This is a genomic window from Xanthomonas sp. NCPPB 3200 (assembly GCF_056393585.1).
Map to the genome: position 1 here is coordinate 4,543,764 of NZ_CM150785.1, position 18,591 is coordinate 4,562,354.

General features: G+C 65.5%; 13 protein-coding genes. 6 read left to right on the forward strand and 7 right to left on the reverse strand.

What is annotated here, in order from left to right:
- Positions 1-56 precede the first annotated feature (56 nt).
- Together hemB and AC06DU_RS19685 are read right to left on the reverse strand one after the other, a co-directional pair.
- Positions 57-1,046, reverse strand: coding sequence for a porphobilinogen synthase (gene hemB, locus AC06DU_RS19680; RefSeq protein ID WP_440584971.1), 990 nt, complete (start codon positions 1,044-1,046; stop codon positions 57-59).
- A 265-nt stretch (positions 1,047-1,311) separates the two neighbouring features.
- On the reverse strand, positions 1,312-1,554 hold the full coding sequence (locus tag AC06DU_RS19685) for a hypothetical protein (protein WP_024939083.1): 243 nt from the start codon (positions 1,552-1,554) through the stop codon (positions 1,312-1,314).
- Positions 1,555-1,752: 198 nt separating this feature from the next.
- On the opposite strand from AC06DU_RS19685, the gene AC06DU_RS19690 reads away from it, so the two are divergent.
- Positions 1,753-2,190 carry a hypothetical protein gene (locus tag AC06DU_RS19690; RefSeq protein ID WP_167710025.1) on the forward strand — a complete coding sequence of 146 codons (438 nt, stop codon included), beginning with the start codon at positions 1,753-1,755 and terminating at the stop codon, positions 2,188-2,190.
- Positions 2,191-3,117: 927 nt separating this feature from the next.
- On the opposite strand, the gene AC06DU_RS19695 is transcribed toward AC06DU_RS19690, so the two are convergent.
- The 3 genes from AC06DU_RS19695 to AC06DU_RS19705 form a co-directional block, all read right to left on the reverse strand.
- The gene (locus AC06DU_RS19695) at positions 3,118-4,920 is read right to left on the reverse strand and encodes a DUF885 domain-containing protein (RefSeq protein WP_478203053.1); all 1,803 of its coding nucleotides are present in this window, start codon (positions 4,918-4,920) and stop codon (positions 3,118-3,120) included.
- Positions 4,921-5,263: 343 nt separating this feature from the next.
- Positions 5,264-7,492 (reverse strand): S9 family peptidase, encoded by a 2,229-nt coding sequence (locus AC06DU_RS19700; RefSeq protein WP_478203054.1) that lies wholly within the window; start codon positions 7,490-7,492, stop codon positions 5,264-5,266.
- A 210-nt stretch (positions 7,493-7,702) separates the two neighbouring features.
- Complete coding sequence (locus AC06DU_RS19705; RefSeq protein ID WP_104553141.1) at positions 7,703-8,392, reverse strand: glutathione binding-like protein; 690 nt, start codon at positions 8,390-8,392, stop codon at positions 7,703-7,705.
- Positions 8,393-8,641: 249 nt separating this feature from the next.
- Between AC06DU_RS19705 and AC06DU_RS19710 the strand changes: the two genes are divergently transcribed.
- The 5 genes from AC06DU_RS19710 to AC06DU_RS19730 all read left to right on the forward strand — a co-directional run bounded on the left by AC06DU_RS19710 (position 8,642) and on the right by AC06DU_RS19730 (position 16,268).
- On the forward strand, positions 8,642-11,656 hold the full coding sequence (locus AC06DU_RS19710; RefSeq protein ID WP_184616101.1) for a TonB-dependent receptor: 3,015 nt from the start codon (positions 8,642-8,644) through the stop codon (positions 11,654-11,656).
- Positions 11,657-11,833: 177 nt separating this feature from the next.
- The gene (locus AC06DU_RS19715) at positions 11,834-12,535 is read left to right on the forward strand and encodes a SapC family protein (protein WP_226427926.1); all 702 of its coding nucleotides are present in this window, start codon (positions 11,834-11,836) and stop codon (positions 12,533-12,535) included.
- Positions 12,525-13,538: a cupin-like domain-containing protein gene (locus AC06DU_RS19720; protein WP_478203055.1), complete on the forward strand. Its 1,014-nt coding sequence runs from the start codon at positions 12,525-12,527 to the stop codon at positions 13,536-13,538. The genes AC06DU_RS19715 and AC06DU_RS19720 overlap by 11 nt, the downstream gene beginning before the upstream one ends.
- Before the next feature lie 12 nt (positions 13,539-13,550).
- Positions 13,551-15,116, forward strand: coding sequence for a tryptophan halogenase family protein (locus AC06DU_RS19725; RefSeq protein ID WP_478203056.1), 1,566 nt, complete (start codon positions 13,551-13,553; stop codon positions 15,114-15,116).
- Positions 15,117-15,248: 132 nt separating this feature from the next.
- Positions 15,249-16,268: an energy transducer TonB gene (locus tag AC06DU_RS19730; protein ID WP_226427924.1), complete on the forward strand. Its 1,020-nt coding sequence runs from the start codon at positions 15,249-15,251 to the stop codon at positions 16,266-16,268.
- Positions 16,269-16,642: 374 nt separating this feature from the next.
- Here AC06DU_RS19730 and AC06DU_RS19735 read toward each other — a convergent pair whose 3' ends face one another.
- The gene (locus AC06DU_RS19735; protein WP_102251113.1) at positions 16,643-17,836 is read right to left on the reverse strand and encodes an ABC transporter permease; all 1,194 of its coding nucleotides are present in this window, start codon (positions 17,834-17,836) and stop codon (positions 16,643-16,645) included.
- Positions 17,833-18,579 (reverse strand): ABC transporter ATP-binding protein, encoded by a 747-nt coding sequence (locus AC06DU_RS19740; RefSeq protein ID WP_024940732.1) that lies wholly within the window; start codon positions 18,577-18,579, stop codon positions 17,833-17,835. The genes AC06DU_RS19735 and AC06DU_RS19740 overlap by 4 nt, the downstream gene beginning before the upstream one ends.
- Positions 18,580-18,591 lie beyond the last annotated feature (12 nt).

Sequence of the window (18,591 nt, forward strand, 5' to 3'; positions counted from 1 at the left end):
AAGCTTGCAGGCGCCAATTGCGGCCTGGAGGGCGCCACAGCACCGCCTCGGCGCACTCAGCCTTCCCGCAACCAACGCGCCACCTGCGGTGCGAAATAGGTCAGCACGCCGTCGGCGCCGGCGCGCTTGAACGCCATCAGCGCTTCCAGCACGCACTTGCGTTCGTCCAGCCAGCCATTGGCGGTGGCGGCCTTGAGCATCGCGTACTCGCCACTGACCTGATAGGCGAAGGTGGGCACGCGGAATTCCTGCTTCACCCGCCGCACCACGTCCAGATACGGCATGCCCGGCTTGACCATCACCATGTCCGCGCCCTCTTCCAGGTCCAGCGCGATCTCGCGCATGGCCTCGTCGCTGTTGGCCGGGTCCATCTGATAGGTGGTCTTGTCGGCCTTGCCCAGATTGCCGGCGCTGCCGACCGCATCGCGGAACGGGCCGTAGAACGCCGAGGCGTACTTGGCCGAATAAGCCATGATGCGCACATTGAGATGGTCCTGCGCATCCAGCGCGCGGCGGATCGCACCGATGCGGCCATCCATCATGTCCGACGGCGAGATGATGTCCACACCGGCTTCGGCATGCGACAGCGACTGCCTGACCAACGCCTCGACGGTGATCTCGTTGAGCACATAGCCCTTGGCATCGATGATGCCGTCCTGGCCGTGCGTGGTGTACGGGTCCAGCGCCACGTCGGTCATGATGCCGAGTTCGGGAAACCGCGCTTTCAGCGCGCGCACCGCACGCTGCGCCAGGCCGTCCGGATTCCAGGCCTCGGCCGCGTCCAGGCTCTTGCCGGCCGGGTCGATCACCGGGAACAGGTCGATCACCGGAATGCCCAGCTCCAGGGCCGCTTCGGCTTCGCGCAGCAATTCGTCCAGCGACAGGCGCTCGACGCCGGGCATGGATGCGATCGGCGCGCGGCCGGACAACTCATGCACGAATACCGGCCAGATCAGGTCATCGGTGGTCAACGTGTTTTCGCGCATCAAACGGCGCGAAAACGCATCGTGGCGCATGCGGCGGGGACGGTAATGGGGATGGGCCATCATGGGCTCCTGTCAGCAGCCCGCAAGTTTACGCCCGCGACCCGCCGCCGGACGCGCTGCGACGCTGTGTCGCAGCGGTGCAACGGGCCGGATCTCGCCGTGATCAATGCAAATGCAAGCGTGATCCGCTTGGACCACGCGGTCAGCTCACCCCACAGGGAACACGCCCGGCTGGCGGCGGTGCCACGCGTCGATCTTCTCCGTCCCCAGCCGGTGCACGGCCCTTCAGAGCTCGCGCGACCTGCCTGGAAGGCGACGCCGCGTGCTAGATCACGCCGCCGCCCAGGCTCAGGCGGATCACCCCGACCACGATCACCAGGCCGTTGAGCAGCAGACCGGTCTTGGCACGTCCGCGATTGCCGGCCGAGGTGAACAGCAGCGCGATCGCCGCGATCAGCGCGCCCAACGCCGCAAACGGGATCAGGAACCAGTTGCCCCAGCCCAGCAACGGGATGAAGGCCAGCACCATCCACAGCAGCGCCACAATGCCCCACAGCAGGCTGATCAATCCCACGTGCCACCTCGCCATTCAAAGAAGCCCCGAGCTTAGCGCCGCGCCCGCCAAGGCGCTGTGGGCAGATGGTCACCCTGACCAATGGCGGCTTGGCGGTAGCCTCACGTGGGCATGGCTAGGGTGCGGCAAAGTCCAGAGCGATTCAGTCCGGGCGCCGGATCATCGTTGCCATTACCCACAGGGGGTTTCACCATGTACATGCAATCGCTGATCAGGAATGCCGCCATCGCGGCAGCCACCGTTGCCTTGCTGGCCGGTTGCGCCAGCAGTTCCAAGGTGATGCTGGGCCAGGCGCGCGCGCCGATCGACCCGTCACTGGTGCAGGTGTACTCCAATGCACCGGTCGGCTCGGTGGAAATCGCCCAGCTCGAATCCACCAGTGCTGCCGGTTTCGGCACCCAGGGCCAGACCGATGCGGCCGTGCAACGGCTCAAGCGCGAAGCCGCCAAGCTGGGCGCCAACGGCGTGGTCATCGTCGGCGTGGGCTCGGAACGCTCCGGCGGCGGCCTGTCGGTCGGCGGCGGCAGCTACGGCGGCCGGGTCGGCGGCGGGCTGGGCATCGGCATCCCGACCACCCAGAAGCGTGCGGCCGGCATGGCGATCTGGGTGCCGGCGGGGGCGCAAGACTAGGACCGCTCGCTGATTGCTCCTCTCCTGCTGACAGCAGTCGCTACGTACTTGCGGCCAGTCAGTTAGCTAATATGGCTGCCTTCGAAAGCGTTATCGACCTTTGATTGCCGACCCGCATGCGTCCGGACGTTCATGGCTTGGACGCATGCCCACAAGGTGAAACCCGAGATAGGATGCGTTATCTTGCCCGGGCAGATGAGTTTGCAGGTACCGCATGCGCATCTTACAAACAAATAGGAATTGGGTGCTCTTAGCGATGATCAAATCGCCAATCGTTGATTAATTGCATCTATTGACCTCCCTGGACATAAGGACTAGCGATGAAGAACTTGATATGGATATTGGTATTGTTTTTTGCAGGCCAGGCCGAGATTCAGGCGCAAAGCGTTTATGAAAAGCTTGTGTGCCGCGACAATGACCCATTCGTATTCTGTACACAGGGATGCAAAGGTGCGGACAAGAATTGGATAGCGGTAGATCCAATCAGTGGGACAACAGCACCGATGCTAGGCTACTGTGTTCAACCCAGTCTCTCCGTCTGCTGCAAAGGCCCGTATTGCGGACCATGGACCCAGACTGGAATCGATGCGTATTACCAGTACAAAAGGATCTGCCCCAAAGCGATGAAGCGAGGTAGTTGGAATGGCAAGAGGCCGCCTGAAAACGTTCCTCATGACCATTGAGTGCAGATGCACTGGATAATCGTCGTGAAGCGGCACATGCGCATCAGACGATGCATCGCTGCCTGCGCTCTCCAGCCTCAAAGAATCGGACCGGCTAGTTTCGGCAGGCGCCGATCACTTCTGCCGTTTGAAACGCATTGCACCCGTTCAATGTAGCTACAGTCTGAAGACATCGGAGTCGATCCATCGGCGCGTCATTCGGGACCGCGCCGCAGATCCAGCCTCATATAGCTGTCAGAGTCAATCAATTTGACTGGCTGTGATTACCTAGCTGCGCTGGGATGAACTGCGTCTCCACCGCCTTGGCCAGTTGGTCCGGCGGCAGCAGGCCCTGGTCGAGCAGGAAGTTGTTGAAGGCCAGGCGGTCGAACTTCTTGCCCAGGACCAGCTCGGTGCGCATGCGCAATTCGAGGATGCGGGTGTAGCCGTAGAAGTAGCTGCCGGCCTGGCCGGGGGCGCGGACGGTGTAGCGGTCCAGTTCCTGGCGGGTCATCGCCGGCGAAAGGCCGACGTCGTCTTCCAGTACCTGGCGTGCGCGTTCACGGTCGATCAGACCGAGGTTGAGCATCGGGTCGAGCATGGCGCGGGCGGCGCGCAGCAGGCGGAACTGCAGGGCGATCAGCTGACCGTCGAGCGGTTCGTACGGGACCATCTCGGCTTCGGCATACAGCGCCCAGCCTTCGACATTGACCGAGTTGAACGCGAACAGGCTGCGCGCCAGCGACACGCCGCGTTCGACCATGGCGGTGAACTGCAGCTCGTGGCCGGGGCGGCCTTCGTGCGCGCTGAGCGTCCAGGCGGCCGATCCGAAGTTGAAGTCGTCGTACTGCTCTTTCTTGGCGCCGTCGGCGGTCGGGTTGCCCAGCGGCAGCACGAACTGGCCCTGCTGGCCGGTATTGCCGATCAGCGGGGCCGGCAGGAAGTGCGGCGCCGGTTGCGCGGCACTTTCGGCGGCACTGCCCAGGCGCATCTGCATCGGGCGATTGGGCACATCGACGATGCGCTGCTGACGGATGATCGGGTCGATCTGGTCGATCACGCCGCGGTAGTGAGTTTCCAGCTGGTCGTCGGCGATCTTGTTGCCCTTGAGCGCACGGATCACCTGTACATAATCGCTGCCCTGCACGCCCTTGGCCTTGGCCACCAGCGGCGCCAGCTGACGCATCGCCGAGCGGGTTTCCATGAATTCCAGCTGCGCGCGCTGAATCAGCTGCTGCGGGGCGACATCGATGCCGACCTGCTTGAGCTGGAAGGCATACAGCGGTTCGGGCAGGCGGGTGTCCTTGCGTGCCTTCGGCAATACTGTGGTGCGGGTCCAGTTGGCGTAATCCTTCAACTGGGTGGACATCGCCTTGAGCGCTTCGTCACCGCCGGCGATCTTGTACTTGGCGAACAACTCGCCGATGCCGGCGACGTAGGTGTCCACGTTCGCCAGCGCCTGCTCCACTTCGCGCTGAGTGGGCTGCAGCAAGGTGGTGTTGCCAAGCTGCTCTTCGTAGCGCTGGCGGGCCAGCGTGGTGGTCGGCGTGCTGCCCGGCACCAGGCCGACGTAGCGCTTGAGGCGATCCAGCGCCTTGGCGCGGCGCTCGGGCACGGTCTGGTCAGACAACAATCCGTTGAGGCCGCTGAAGACCAGCTGCGGGGCATCGTTCCACGGCAACAGATAGCGCTCGTTGAGTTCGCTGCCTTCGATGTTCTGCTCGGCCGCAGCGATCATGATCTGCAGGTCCTGGCGCACATTGACGTCGCGCTCGGTGGCCAGCTTGGCCTGCAACGCGGCGCGTGCCTTGTTCATCGCATCGCGGTAGCGCGCGGCGTTGTTTGGCCCCAGGTCGATGACCTGGTCGTCGTAGCCGGGCACGCCGAAGAAGCTGGCGTATTCGGGCTGGAATGGCGCCTGCGCATTCAGCAGGATCTGTGCATAGCCGTTGCTGGTCTGCACCCAGGCCGGCGTGGCAGGCTGGGCCTGCGCGGCTTTGCCGGTCTGTGCCTGCAATGGCAGCGAAGCACCGAGCGCCAGCGCAATGGCGAGAACGAGTGGTTTCATGGGGCGGATCCGCAAGTTGAGTAGCGCGACCCTACCCATCCGCGGCGGCTGCGGCAATGCGTCTTAGGTCATGGTCGGCAGGAGTGCGGCGGCGCTTGCGGGTCGGCTACCAGGTTGATTGGATTGGCGGTGTGCTGGCGAATGTCAGCATTTGCTAGCGCCATCGCCCGTGCCTGCGACCGGCGTCCGCCTGGCGCCGGCTTCCCTCGCCGCGCGGCCCGTGCAGGTCCACGCTTCAACGGGCATCTCCTGCCCGACCGCTCTGGTGAATGTCGCCGATACCAGGCATCGGCGACCGTTTACCACTGCAGTTCCGTCTCCCCGGCACCCGATTGCCGGCCGCTCAGGGCATCAGGCAGCGCTGGATGAATGCCTCCGCGGTCTTGTAGCGATGCAGGGCAGTGCTGCCGGACAAGCCGTGCTTGGCGCCGGGATAGGTCATCAGTTCGAAGGCAGTGCCGCGCGCCTGCAACGCGCTCATCAGCGCGGTGGAGTTGGTGAACAGCACATTGTCGTCGGCCATGCCGTGGATCAGCAGCAGCTTGGCGCGCAGGCCGTCCAGATGGGTGGCGATGCGTGCGTCGCGGTAGCCGGCGGCGTTGCCGGCCGGCAGGTCCATGTACCGCTCGGTGTAATGAGTGTCGTACAACCCCCAGTCGGTGACCGGTGCACCGGCCACGCCGCAGGCGTAGGCGTCGCTGTGTTTGGCCAGCAGCATCAGCGTCATGTAGCCGCCATTGGACCAGCCCTGCACGCCGATGCGGGCGGGATCGACCCAGCGCTGCGCCTTGAGCCAGGCCACGCCTTGCAGCTGGTCGTCCACTTCCACCGTGCCCTGCTTGCCGTACAGCGCGCCACCAAAGGCGCGGCCGCGTCGCGGGGTGCCGCGGTTATCCAGCGAAAACACCACGTGACCACGCTGCGCAAGATATTGATCGAACAGCGCATCGCCACGGCTTGGCCAGGCATCGAGCACGGTCTGCGCGGCGGGGCCGCCATACACGTACACCATCACCGGATAGCGCTTGGCCGGGTCGAAGTCGTCCGGTTTGATCAGGCGATACTGCAGCGGCGTGGTGCCGTCGGCGGCGGTGAGCGTGCCGAATTCCACCGGGCGCTGCGCGTCGCGGTATCTGGCATACGGGTGCTGGGGATCGGCCAGATCGTTCTTCAGCAACGTGGCGATTTTTTCGCCATTGGCGCGAAACAGCTCGATCTGCGGCGGCGTGGAGGTGTTGGACCAGCTGTCGACATACACGCTGGCGTTGTTGGCGAAGCTGGCGGCGTGCGTGCCGTGGGGTGTCGAACGTTGTTCGATCGCACCGCCGGCCAGCGGCACGGCGTAGATGTGGGCCTGGGTCGGCGACTCCTTGCTGGCGGAAAAATACACCGTGCCGGCTTGCTCATCGACGGCGAGCAGTGCATCGACCACCCAGGCGCCGGAGGTCAGCGGCGTGAGCGTGCGGCCATCTTCCGATGCCACGTACAGATGCTCGTAGCCGCTGCGCTCGGAGTTCCAGATGAAGCGACCGTCCTTGAGAAAACGCAGATCGTTGTGGAGCGGCACCCAGGTCGGCGAGGTCTCGGTGATCAGCGCGCGTTGCTTGCCGCTGGCCAGCGTGGCTTCGATCAACTCGAGAGTTTTCTGGTCGCGCGACTGGCGCTGGAAGGTCAGCCGCTGCGCATCGCGCCAATCCACCCGTGCGAGATAGATATCGGGATTGCTGCCCAGCTCGATCCAGCGCGGCGCGGCGTTGGCGCGCGGTGCGATCACACCCAGTCGCACGGCCACATTGGGCTGGCCGGCCTGCGGATAGCGCTGGCTGATGACTTCGGTGTGGTCGGCATAGACTTCGGGGCGCTTTTGTACCGGCACGCCGGATTCGTCGATACGCGCGAAGGCGATCGCCGAGTCGTCCGGCGCCCACCAATAGCCGGTGTGGCGATCCATTTCCTCGTCGGCGACGAACTCGGCCACGCCGTTGCCGATGGTCTCGCTGCCGTCGCTGGTGAGCTGCAGCTGCTTGCCGCTGGCCAGGTCGATCACCCACAGGTTGCGCTCGCGCACGAAGCTGACGAAGCCGCCCTTGGGCGAGAGCTTGGCGTCGGTGGCGAAGCCTTCGCCGTGGGTGAGCTTGCGTACTGCCGCCGCGCCGGTCTTGCGCAGGTCGTACAGATACAGTTCGCCACCGAGCGGGAACAACAGTGCATGTGCGTCCGGCGCCCATTGGTAATCGACGATGCCGGCGAAGGCAGCGATGCGTTGGCGCTCGCGGCGGGCCTTTTCGACATCGCTGAGCGTTTCGGTGCCGGGCAGCACGATTTTGGAATCCACCAGCAGCCGGGTCTGACCGCTGGCGATGTCGTACTCCCACAGATCCAGCTGATTGCGGTCGCTGTCCTTGCCGCGCAGGAAGCTCACGCGCGAGCCGTCGGGGGCGACCTTGGGTTTCATCAGCGTCGGGCCGGACAACGGCAATGGGCCGGTGATGGCGTCGAGGGTGAGTCTTTCGGCGTGGGCGGTGGTGATCGTGCTGAGCATGAGGGCAAGGGCGGCGAACAGGGCGCGCATCGAAGATCCTGTCTTGAGATAGCACACAGGATGCGGGCACGTGGGGTGTTTGAGAAGCGCGGCGGGTGATGGCGCGCGTGGACGTCCTGCCACTTTGTGCGCGCGGTAAAGGCGCGCGGACCGTACCGTCACCCCAACCCCTTCCCGGGGGGAGGGGGCTCAGCCGCCGTGTGGAACTGCCGTGCGTGCCGCGCTGTTGCTACTGCGCCCTCAGCGCTTGCCGAACAGATGCTTGCGCTCTTCCTCGCTCAGCGGCTTGCCGGCGTTGGGGTTGACCTGCTCCTTGAGCGCATACGCACGTTGCGTGGCCGGGCGCGCGGCGATGGCGTCGTGCCAGCGCTTCAGATGCGGGAGCTCGGCGTAATCGGGGCGGATGTCGGCGTAGACCTCGATCCACGGATAGCTGGCCATGTCGGCGATGCCGTACTCGGGGCCGGCCAGGAATGCCTGCTCGGCCAGGCGCTTGTCGAGCACGCCATGCAGGCGACGCACCTCGGCGTTGTAGCGTTCGATCGCGTAGGGAATCTTTTCCGGCGCGTAGACGTTGAAGTGGCCCATCTGGCCACTCATCGGCCCCAGCCCACCCATCTGCCAGAACAACCACTCCAGCGCGGCGATGCGGCCACGCGCATCGCGCGGCAGGAAACGGCTGGTCTTCTCGGCCAGGTACAGCAGGATGGCGCCGGATTCGAACACGCTCTGCGCCGGGCCGCCGTCGGCCGGTGCGTGGTCGACGATCGCGGGCATCTTGTTGTTGGGCGAAATCTGCAGGAAGGCCGGCTCGAACTGCTCACCCTTGCCGATGTTGACCGGCTTGAGCGTGTAGTCCAGCCCGGCCTCTTCCAGGAACAAGGTGACCTTGTGGCCGTTGGGGGTGGGCCAGTAGTACAGGTCGATCATCGTGCGCTCCAGTTCGGCAAGGGGTGGCACGCAGCGCGCGCCTTGGCGATCGATGGTACGACCAAGCCCGCGACCGGTGCGTGCGCGTGCGGTGGTGCTGGCTGGAACGATGTGTGACGCGATTGGCTCGTGGCCGATGCTGCAGTGCAAATTGACTTGGTTAAGCCTGCGCTCACAAATGCACGATTGTGTCATCGACCTTTGCCTGCCCTCTGGGGCCGGCTATCTTCATTTGGGGAAGAAATCATTGTGAGAGAGCCACGCACCCTGCCGCGCACGCGGCGTCTGACGTCTGCCCTGCTGTTTGCCCTGTCGACGCCGCTGGCCGCGCAGACCGCGCCGGCACCGCAGTCCGCATCTACCGTCCCCGGCGCGAGCCAGGCCGACCCCGCCACGCTCGATGCGGTGCAGGTCACCGGCATCCGCGGCAGCCTGACCTCGTCGATGAACGTCAAGCGCGATGCGCAAGGCATCGTCGACGGCATCGTGGCCGAAGACATCGGCAAGTTCCCCGATACCAATCTGGCCGAGTCGCTGCAACGTATCAGCGGCGTGTCGATCGACCGTTCGCTGGGCGAAGGCTCGCGCGTCACCGTGCGCGGCGTCGGCCCGGACTTCAACCTGGTGCTGTTGAACGGCCGGCAGATGCCGGGCGCCAGCATCGAGGAATCCAACGCCTCCAATTCGCGCGCGTTCGACTTCGCCAACCTGGCGTCGGAGTCGATCTCCGGCATCGAGGTGTTCAAGACCAGCCGCGCCAGCACGCCCACCGGCGGCATCGGTGCGACCATCAACATCAAGACCAGCCGGCCGCTGGACAACCCGGGCCTGCATGCCAACGTCGGCCTCAAGGGCGTACACGACAGCTCCAACGAGAATCTGCCCGGACGCCTGCAGGGCGATGCGCTGACCCCGGAAATCTCCGGCATCTTCAGCAACACCTCGGCCGATGGGCGCTTCGGCGTATCGCTGAGCGGCAGCTACCAGGAACGCGACTTCGGCTATAGCCAGGTCGGCGTGCCCAACGGCTGGCGTTCGTTCCGCGGCGATTCCACCGCCTACGGCACCATCCCGCAGCCGGGTACACCGGGCTCGGAAAACATCGTCAACCGCCCCGGCCCGAATGACATCTACTCGGTGCCGCAGAACCTCAACTACCGCGTGGTCGGCGTCGAGCGCCAGCGCACCAACGGCCAGTTGACGCTGCAGTACAAGCCGCTGGACAACGTCACCACGACGCTGGATTACACCTATTCGGAAAACAAGATCCAGCAGCAGCGCAACGAGATGTCGGTGTGGTTCAACTATGGGCCGTCGGCCAGCGCCTGGACCAATGGCCCGGTCGCCGGGCCGGTGAGCTATTCGGAGATCGTCAATCCGGCCACCAGCGATCTGGCCACCGCCGGCTCCAATGCGGCCACGCGCAACCAGAACAAGTCGCTGGGCTTCAACGTGGATTGGGCGGTGAATGACCAGTTCAAGCTCAACTTCGACATCCACCGCTCCACCGCAGAAGCCGGTGCGGACAGCCCGTTCGGTTCCAGCAATTCGCTGGGCGTGTCCGGTTTCTACCGCGGCACCTCGGTGGTGGATTTCAGCAAGGATTTCCCGGTGTTGCAGCAGCAGTTGGGCTTCGGCCTGACCGGGCTGGATCCGTCGCGCACCTTGGTCACCGGCTCGGCGTTCCGCAACAGCTACATGAAGTCGGAGATCGACCAGGCCCAGGTCAACGGCGACTTCACCTTCGAAAATTATTCGCAGTTGAAGTTCGGCATCGGCAGCACCGAGGTCAAGAACCGCTCGGCATTCTCCAACGTGCAGCGCGACACCTGGGGCGGTGCCGGCACCGCGGCCGATTATCCGGACGATCTGTGGATCCCCAGTTCGTTTGCGCAGTACTTCGATGCGATCGACGGCAGCGGCAATCCGGCACAGTTCAACCAGCTGTTCCTGTTCGACTTCGAACGTGCCCGCCAGGCGGCCGCGCAGGTGGCCGGCGACGATGCGCTGTACCGCACCTCGCCGGTGTTCACCACCGACCGCCGCGTGACCGAAAAATCCAAGAACGCCTACCTGCAGTGGAACAACAGCTGGGACGATCTGCGCGTGCCGATCAGCCTGGCCGCCGGTGTGCGTTACGAAGAAACCAAGGTGGAGGCGCAGGCACTGGTGCCGGTGGCGGTGGGCATCGACTGGGTCGCCAACAACGAGTTGCCGATCCGCCTGGCCGACTCGGCGTTCGCCAGCGGCAGCGGCAAATACGAATACTGGCTGCCCAGCCTGGACCTGAGCTTCAAGCTCACCGAGGATCTGGTGCTGCGCGGCAGCTACGGCGAAACCATCGGCCGGCCCGGCTGGGGCGACATCCAGGGCGGGCAGACGCTCAACCAGATCGCGCGCCTGGAAGGCGGCACCGGCCAGGAAGGCAATCCCGGCCTGAAGCCGCTGCTTTCGCACAACATCGATTTTTCGCTGGAGTGGTACTACAGCGATGCCAGCTACGCCTCGGTGGGCTTCTTCCGCAAGAACATCGACAACTACATCGGCGTGACCACGCGCAACGACACCTCGCTGGGCCTGAACACGCCAGTGGGTGGTGCGTACTGGAACGAAGCGCTGGGCAACGGCTGCGCCTCGGCCGACCTGACCTGCATCCGCAACTACATCTTCCGCAACCGCGGCGGTGCGCCGGGTGTGGTGCGCGGGCCGGACGACTCCAACGGCAACGCCACCGGCGTGATCAGCGGGCAGCCGGGCGATCCGGTGGCCAACTTCGCCATCACCGCGCCGGCCAACCAGCGCTCGGCCTCGCTGGACGGTTGGGAATTCAACCTGCAGCACATGTTCGGCGACAGCGGCTTTGGCGTGTCGGCCAACTACACCATGGTCGACTCCGGTCTGACCTACGACAACTACGTGATCGGCGAGCAGTTCGCGCTGGAAGGGCTGAGCGATTCGGCCAACGTGGTCGGCTTCTACGACCGGGACAAGTGGCAGGTGCGTGCGGCCTACAACTGGCGCGACGAGTTCCTGGCTGCACGCTTCGACGGCAGCGGCCAGCCCAACCCGGTCTACACCGAAGCCTATGGCCAGCTGGACCTGAGCATCGGTTACCAGTGGACCGAGAACCTGTCGCTGAGCCTGGAGGCGATCAACCTCACCGACGAGGTGCAGCGCCAGCACGGCCGTCACCCGAACCAGATCATCTACGCCACCCAGACCGGCCCGCGCTACATGCTGGGCGTGCGTTACAAGTTCTGGTGATGCAGCGCGTTGGTCATGCAGTGATGTTCTTTTAAGCGCTCCCGGCAGCGAGTCTGCCGGGGCGTTTCGCACGGCGCTCTCGTGGCGTTTCCCGGATGTGTCGCATCCGGGACTTGCCATGCCGAAGCAACTGTCCAAGCATGGGCCACGCGCCCCGCGTGATGTTTCTTTCCCCCCATGACCAATGCCGTGTTGTTGAACAACCTCGATCACCGCGACCTGCGCGTGATCACCACGCACGGCGCCGCCTACGGCGACGACGTGATGTCGGCCGCGACCTTTCCGCAGGAGTTCCGCCAACTGCAGGCGCAGTACCCGATCGTGTTCCATCGCAGCGGCGAGCGCAGTTTTCAGCCGCTGGCATTGCTGGGATTACGCCTGGGCGAGAACCTGTTCCTGGACGGCGCGCGCTGGGATGCGCCGTACGTGCCGCTGGCGATCCAGCGGCAACCGTTTTTGATCGGCGAGCAAGAGGACGGGCCGATGGTGCACGTGGACCTGGACAGCCCGCGCATCAGCCGCAGCGAAGGCGAGGTGCTGTTTCGCGAACACGGCGGCACCAGCGAGTTTCTCGATCACATCAGCCAGGTGTTGCGCACCTTGCACGATGGCCTGGCCGCGAGCGAGGCCTTCGTCGACCGCTTGCTTGGCTACGACTTGCTCGAACCGTTCGTGTTCGAGGCCACGCTGCAGAACGGCCTGGAATGCCGTCTGACCGGGCTCTACGCCGTGCACGAGGAACGCCTGCGCGCACTCGACGATGCGGCCTTGCTCGACCTGCACCGGCATGGCGATCTGGAGCCGTTGTACATGGCGGTGGCCTCGATCGCGCAGTTCCGCCATCTGCTCGACCGCATGCAGCGCCGTCATGCTGGCTGAGCCGCGCGCCATCGAAGAACGGCACGGGCTGGACCCGCAGCAGCTGGACCCGGCCGTGCTGCGCTCCACCATGCCGCTGGTATTGCGCGGGCTGGTGCGCGACTGGCCACTGGCGCAGGCCGGCGCCACCTCGGCGCAGGCCGCCGCCGCCTACCTGCGCGGTTTCGATCGCGGCGAAGCGGTGGTGGCACAGGTCGGCCCGCCGGACATCGGCGGGCGCTTCTTCTACAACGCGGACATGAGCGGCTTCAATTTCCGTCCCGAGCGCGTGCCGCTGGGCGTGGTGCTGGAGACCTTGTTGCGCGATCTGCACAACCCGCAGCCACCGGCGATCTACGTCGGCTCCACCACGCTGGACACCTACCTGCCCGGCCTGCGCGCGCACAACCCGATCGCGCTGCCGCAGCGCGAGCCGCTGGCCAGTATCTGGATCGGCAACCGCACCCGCATCGCCGCCCACCAGGACCTGCCCGACAACCTGGCCTGCGTGGTCGCCGGGCGCCGCCGCTTTACCCTGTTTCCGCCGCAGCAATTGGCCAATCTGTATATCGGCCCGCTCGATCTCACCCCGGCCGGGCAGCCGGTCAGCCTGGTGGATATCGCCGCGCCGGACCTGCAGCGCTTTCCACGCTATGCGCAGGCGCTGGAACACGCGCTGGTGGCCGAGCTGGAACCGGGCGATGCATTGTTCATTCCCAGCATGTGGTGGCATCACGTCGAAGCGCTGACACCGTTCAACGTGCTGGTGAATTTCTGGTGGCGGCAGAGCCCGGCCTACATGGATTCGCCGATGAACGCGCTGATGCTGGCGCTGCTCACCCTCCGCGACCTGCCAGCCGAGCAACGCGCGATCTGGCGGGACGTGTTCGACCATTACGTGTTCGATGCCGATGCGGACACCGCCGCACACATGCCGGAGTCTGCGCGCGGCGTCCTGGCGCCGATGGACGAGGCCCGTGCCCGCAGCCTGCGCGCGCGGTTGCTGCAACGCCTGAATCGCTGAGGATCTGACGCCATGACCGACACCGCCTCTTCCGACCCACAACAGCGCCCGGTACGCCGCGTCGTCATCGCCGGTGGCGGCACCGCCGGCTGGATGGCCGCCGCCGCGTTATCCAAAGTGCTGGGCCGGCATCTGCAGATCGTGCTGGTGGAGTCGGACGAGATCGGCACCGTGGGCGTGGGCGAAGCCACCATCCCCAGCCTGGTCACCTTCCACCGCCTGCTGGAGATCGACGAGGCCGCGTTCATGGCCGCCACGCAGGCCACCATCAAGCTGGGCATCGGCTTCGAACACTGGCGCGATGTGGACCGGCACTACATCCACTCCTTCGGCCACACCGGCACCGATCACTGGAGCGCGGGCTTCCAGCATTTCTGGTTGAAGGGCCGGCAGCGTGGCCTGGCGCGCGACTTCGGCGACTACTGCCTGGAACTGCGTGCCGCGCAGGAAGGCCGCTTTGCGCATCTGCCCAATGGCGGCATGAATTACGCCTATCACCTGGATGCCGGCCTGTACGCGCGCTTCCTGCGCCGCTTCAGCGAAGGCTTCGGCGTGCAGCGCATCGAAGGCCGCATCGGCAGCGTGGAGACCCACGCGCACAGCGGCTATCTCACCGCGCTGACGCTGGACGACGGCACGCGGGTGGAAGGCGATCTGTTCCTGGATTGCACCGGCTTTTCCGGCCTGCTGATCGGCAAGACGCTGGGCGTGGGCACCGACGACTGGTCGCAGTGGCTGTTCGCCGACAGCGCGCTGGCGGTGCAGACCGAATCGGTCGGCGCGCCGGTGCCCTACACCCGCTCGCGCGCCGATCAGGCGGGCTGGATGTGGCGCATTCCGCTGCAGCACCGCGTCGGCAACGGCATCGTGTACTCCAGCCGCTACATGGATCAGGACAGCGCCGCGCAGGTACTGCAGCGCAATCTCAGCGGCCGCGCACTGACCCAGCCGCGCGCACTGCGCTTCACGCCCAATCAGCGGCATCGGGTCTGGGAAAAGAACTGCGTGGCGCTGGGGCTGGCCAGCGGCTTCCTGGAGCCGTTGGAATCGACCAACATCCATCTGATCCAGCGCGGCATCATCCGGCTGATGCAGACCTTTCCGCAGGTCATCAACGATGTCGACATTGCCGAGTACAACCGCCAGGCCGCCGCCGAAATCACCCATATCCGCGATTTCGTGATCCTGCATTACCACGCCACCGACCGCCGCGACACGCCGTTCTGGCGCGATTGCGCGGCGATGGACATCCCCGACACGCTGCGTCACCGGGTGGAGTTGTTCCGCCAGAGCGGGCGGGTGTTCCACCAGGCCAACGAGCTGTTTGCCGAGAATTCCTGGGTGCAGGTGATGCTGGGCCAGGGCATCACGCCGAAGCAGCACCACCCGGTGGCCGACCTGATGGGCGATGCCGAGCTTCGTCATTTCCTGGAAACCATCCGCACACGGGTCGATGCCGCATTGGCGCGGCTGCCTGCGCATGCGGACTTCCTGCACCGCTACTGCCCTGCGCCGCCGCTGCCCGAGCCGGCCACGCGGCTGCCGGCCAACGCCGCGCTGGCTACCGGAGCGCGATGAATTTTGCGCCCGGCAGGCGCCCCCCTTGGCTTAGACCGCCCCAGCAATGCTAGATTGCCGCTTTGCCGTCCATTGCGGGAACAATGGCCGGCCTCGCCGCAGCATCTTTCGCAATCGGGGTAAGGGGGACGCATGTTGGATCTGACACAGGGCCGTATGGCACGCCGGATCGCGCCGGTCATTTTGTTGGTCGGCCTGGCCGCCTGCTCCAAGCAGGACGACAAGGCCGCCGCCACCGCGCCTGCCACCGGCACCACGCCTTCGGCACCGGCCGCCGCGCCGACGCCGGCCACCGCAGTGTCGCCGCAGGTGCAATCGATGGCCGCCGACCAGTTGCGCGCATCGGCCACCAAGGCCTTGCAGGACAATCGCATGTACGCCCCGGCCGGCGACAACGCGGTGGAGTACTACCTGGCCTTGCGTGAAAAGCAGCCGCAGGACGCCACCGTCAACAGCGCGCTGACCGACCTGCTGCCGTACACGCTGATCGCCGCCGAACAGGGCATCAGCCGCGAAGAATTCCCCGAAGCGCAGCGCCTGATCGCGTTGATCGAAAAGGTCGACCCCAAGGCACCGGCACTGCCGCGGCTGAAGAGCGGCCTGGAAACCGGCATGAAGACCGCCGCCAGCCGCTCCGAGCAGGATGCCGAGCAGGCCAAGAAGCTGGTCGAGGACAAGGCCAAGCAGGCCGCTGAGCAGAAGCGTCTGGCCGAGCAGCAGACCCGCGAGGCGGCCGCTGCGCAGCAGATCGCCGCGCAACAGGAAGCCGCCCGTCAGCAGAGCGCCGAGGCCGAACGCCAGGCCGCCGCGCGCCGTCAGGCCGAGACCCCCACGCCTGCTCCGACCCCGGCCGCCCCGCGCCCGGCCCCGGCGACTGCCGCGGCTGCACCGGCCGCACAGTCGCTGCGCCCGATCAGCACCCCGGCACCGCGTTACCCGCCGGAAGCGCTGCGCGCCGGCACCTCCGGCGAAGTGCTGGTGGAGATCACCGTCGGCACCGACGGCTCGATCACCGCCTCGCGCGTGCTGCGCGCCACCCCGCCGCGCGTGTTCGACCGCGAAGCGCTCAATGCGGTCAAGCGCTGGCGCTTCGAACCGGTGGCTGCCCCGGTGACCACGCGGCGCACGCTGTCGTTCAACCCCGGCGGTTGATTGGTGCGTTGGGCGATCGAGTGCATCTGCATGCGGCTGAGTGAGTGAGTCTGTTGGTTGGTTGCTTGATTGGTTGCTTGATTGGTTGCTTGATTGATTGATTGCTTGGTTGCTTGATTGGTTGCTTGATTGGTTGCTTGATTGATTGATTGCTTGACTGATTGATTGGTTGCTTGGTCGTTGATCGCTTGATTGGTCGATCGTTTGTTGATTGCTGGTTGATGGCCAATGGCTGCCGATGATCGATGCACTACACGCCCGGCGAATGTCGGGCACCAAACAAAAAGCCCGCAGCGATGCGGGCTTTTTGTTTGCTGGTGACCCGTACCCTCATCCGCCCTGCGGGCACCTTTTCCCGAGGGGGAGAAGGAACATCAGCCGGAAATCGCCAGCCGCTCCTGGTGATAGCGCCGCACTGCCGCGTACCACAGCACCGCGGCCACACCGAAGCCCGCCAGCAGATACACCGCCCAGGTCTGCGCGTTGATCTGCTCGTGGCGGATCACCTTGAGCAGCATCTGGTTCTGCGCCAGAAACGGCACCGCGAAATGCCAGAGCTGCGTCTTCAACGGATACGCCATCAGCGCATAGCCCGGCAGCATCGGCAGCAGCAACAGCCAGGTCATATGCCCCTGCGCTTCCTTCATGCTCTTGGCGGCGGCGGCCAGATAGGTCAGCAGCGAGGTGCCGATGAACAGCATCGGCACCAGGATGAACAGCATCTGCAGCATCGGCACGAAACCGACGTTGAGCTGGCGGCCCAGGTTCGAGGTGGACAGCTGCGCACTCAACTTGAAGGCCAGCAAGGTCAGCAACAGCGACACCATGCCGATCACGCAGGCGGCAGCGATCTTGCCGCTGACGATCGCGCTGCGCGGCGCCGGGGTGGCCAGCAAGGGTTCCAGCGACTGGCGTTCGCGCTCGCCGGCGGTGGCATCCAGGATCAGCGAGGCGCCACCCAGGAACGAGGTGATCACCAGCAGCACCGGCAGCAGCATCGCCATCATCTGCCCGCGCTTGGCGTCGGCAGTGGCCAGATCCTGCGCGGCGATTTCCAGCGGCCTGCCCACCTGCGCATCGATGCCGCGCGCCAGCAGGCGCAGTGCACCCACCTGCTGGCTATAGCTGCCGAGTGCGGCCTGCAGGCGCAGGCTCGGCACGTCGGCCTCGCGCCGCGTGCTGTCCTTGATGACCTCCACCAGGGCCGGGCGCCCGGCGCGCCAATCGTCGGCGTAGCTGTCGCTGATGCGCAGTGCCACATCCACATCCTGATTGCGGATCGCGGCGGTCAGATCGGCCGGCGCATCGACCGCATTGAGGCCCTGCGCGGCCAGGAACCGCACCAGATTGGGCGCGTTCTCGCGGCCGAGCATTGGGATCTCCAATGGCTTGTCGATCTGCGTACGCACGCGGCTTTCGCTCAATGCGCCCATGCCCAGGATCAGCACCGGATACAGCAATGGCGACAGCAGCAAGGCCAGTGCGAGCGTGCGGCGATCGCGGCCGATGTCGCGCAACTCCTTGCGCAGCACCGTCCATAGCGTGGACAACAACGATGTGGTACTCATGCGTGCAGTCCCTCGTCCGAGCCGATCGCCTTGACGAAGGCGTCCTCCAGATTGTCTTCGCCGGTGCTGGCGCGCAGTTCGTCGGCGCTGCCGCAGGCCACCACCGTGCCCTTGGCGACGATGACGATGCGATCGCACAGCGCCGCCACCTCCTGCATGATGTGGCTGGAAAAGATCACGCAACGCCCCTCGGCACGCAGTTGCTGCAGGAAGCCACGCATGGCGCGCGTGGTCATCACATCCAGCCCGTTGGTGGGCTCGTCGAGGATGACGTTGCGCGGGTCGTGCACCAGCGCGCGCGCAATCGCGGTCTTGGTGCGCTGGCCCTGGCTGAAGCCTTCGGTCTGACGGTCGAGAATGTCGTCCATGTCCAGCGCGGCCGACAGCAGGCGCGTGCGCTCGGCGATCCGCGCACGCGACAGGCCGTGCAGCTCACCGAAATAGGCAATGTTCTCGCGCGCGGTCAGCCGCTTGTAGACGCCGCGCGCATCCGGCAACACGCCCAGCGCGCGGCGCACGGTCACCGGGTCGCGGGCGGCATCCACGCCATCCACGGTGACGCTGCCCTGGTCGGGCGACATCAGCGTGTAGAGCATGCGCAAGGTGGTGGTCTTGCCGGCGCCATTGGGACCGAGCAGGCCGGTGATCTGGCCATCGGCAGCACTGAAACTGACCCCATCGACCGCCTTCACCAGCCCGGTCTTGGTCTTGAACGACTTGTGCAGTTTGTCGACGACGATCATGCGTGCGCCTCC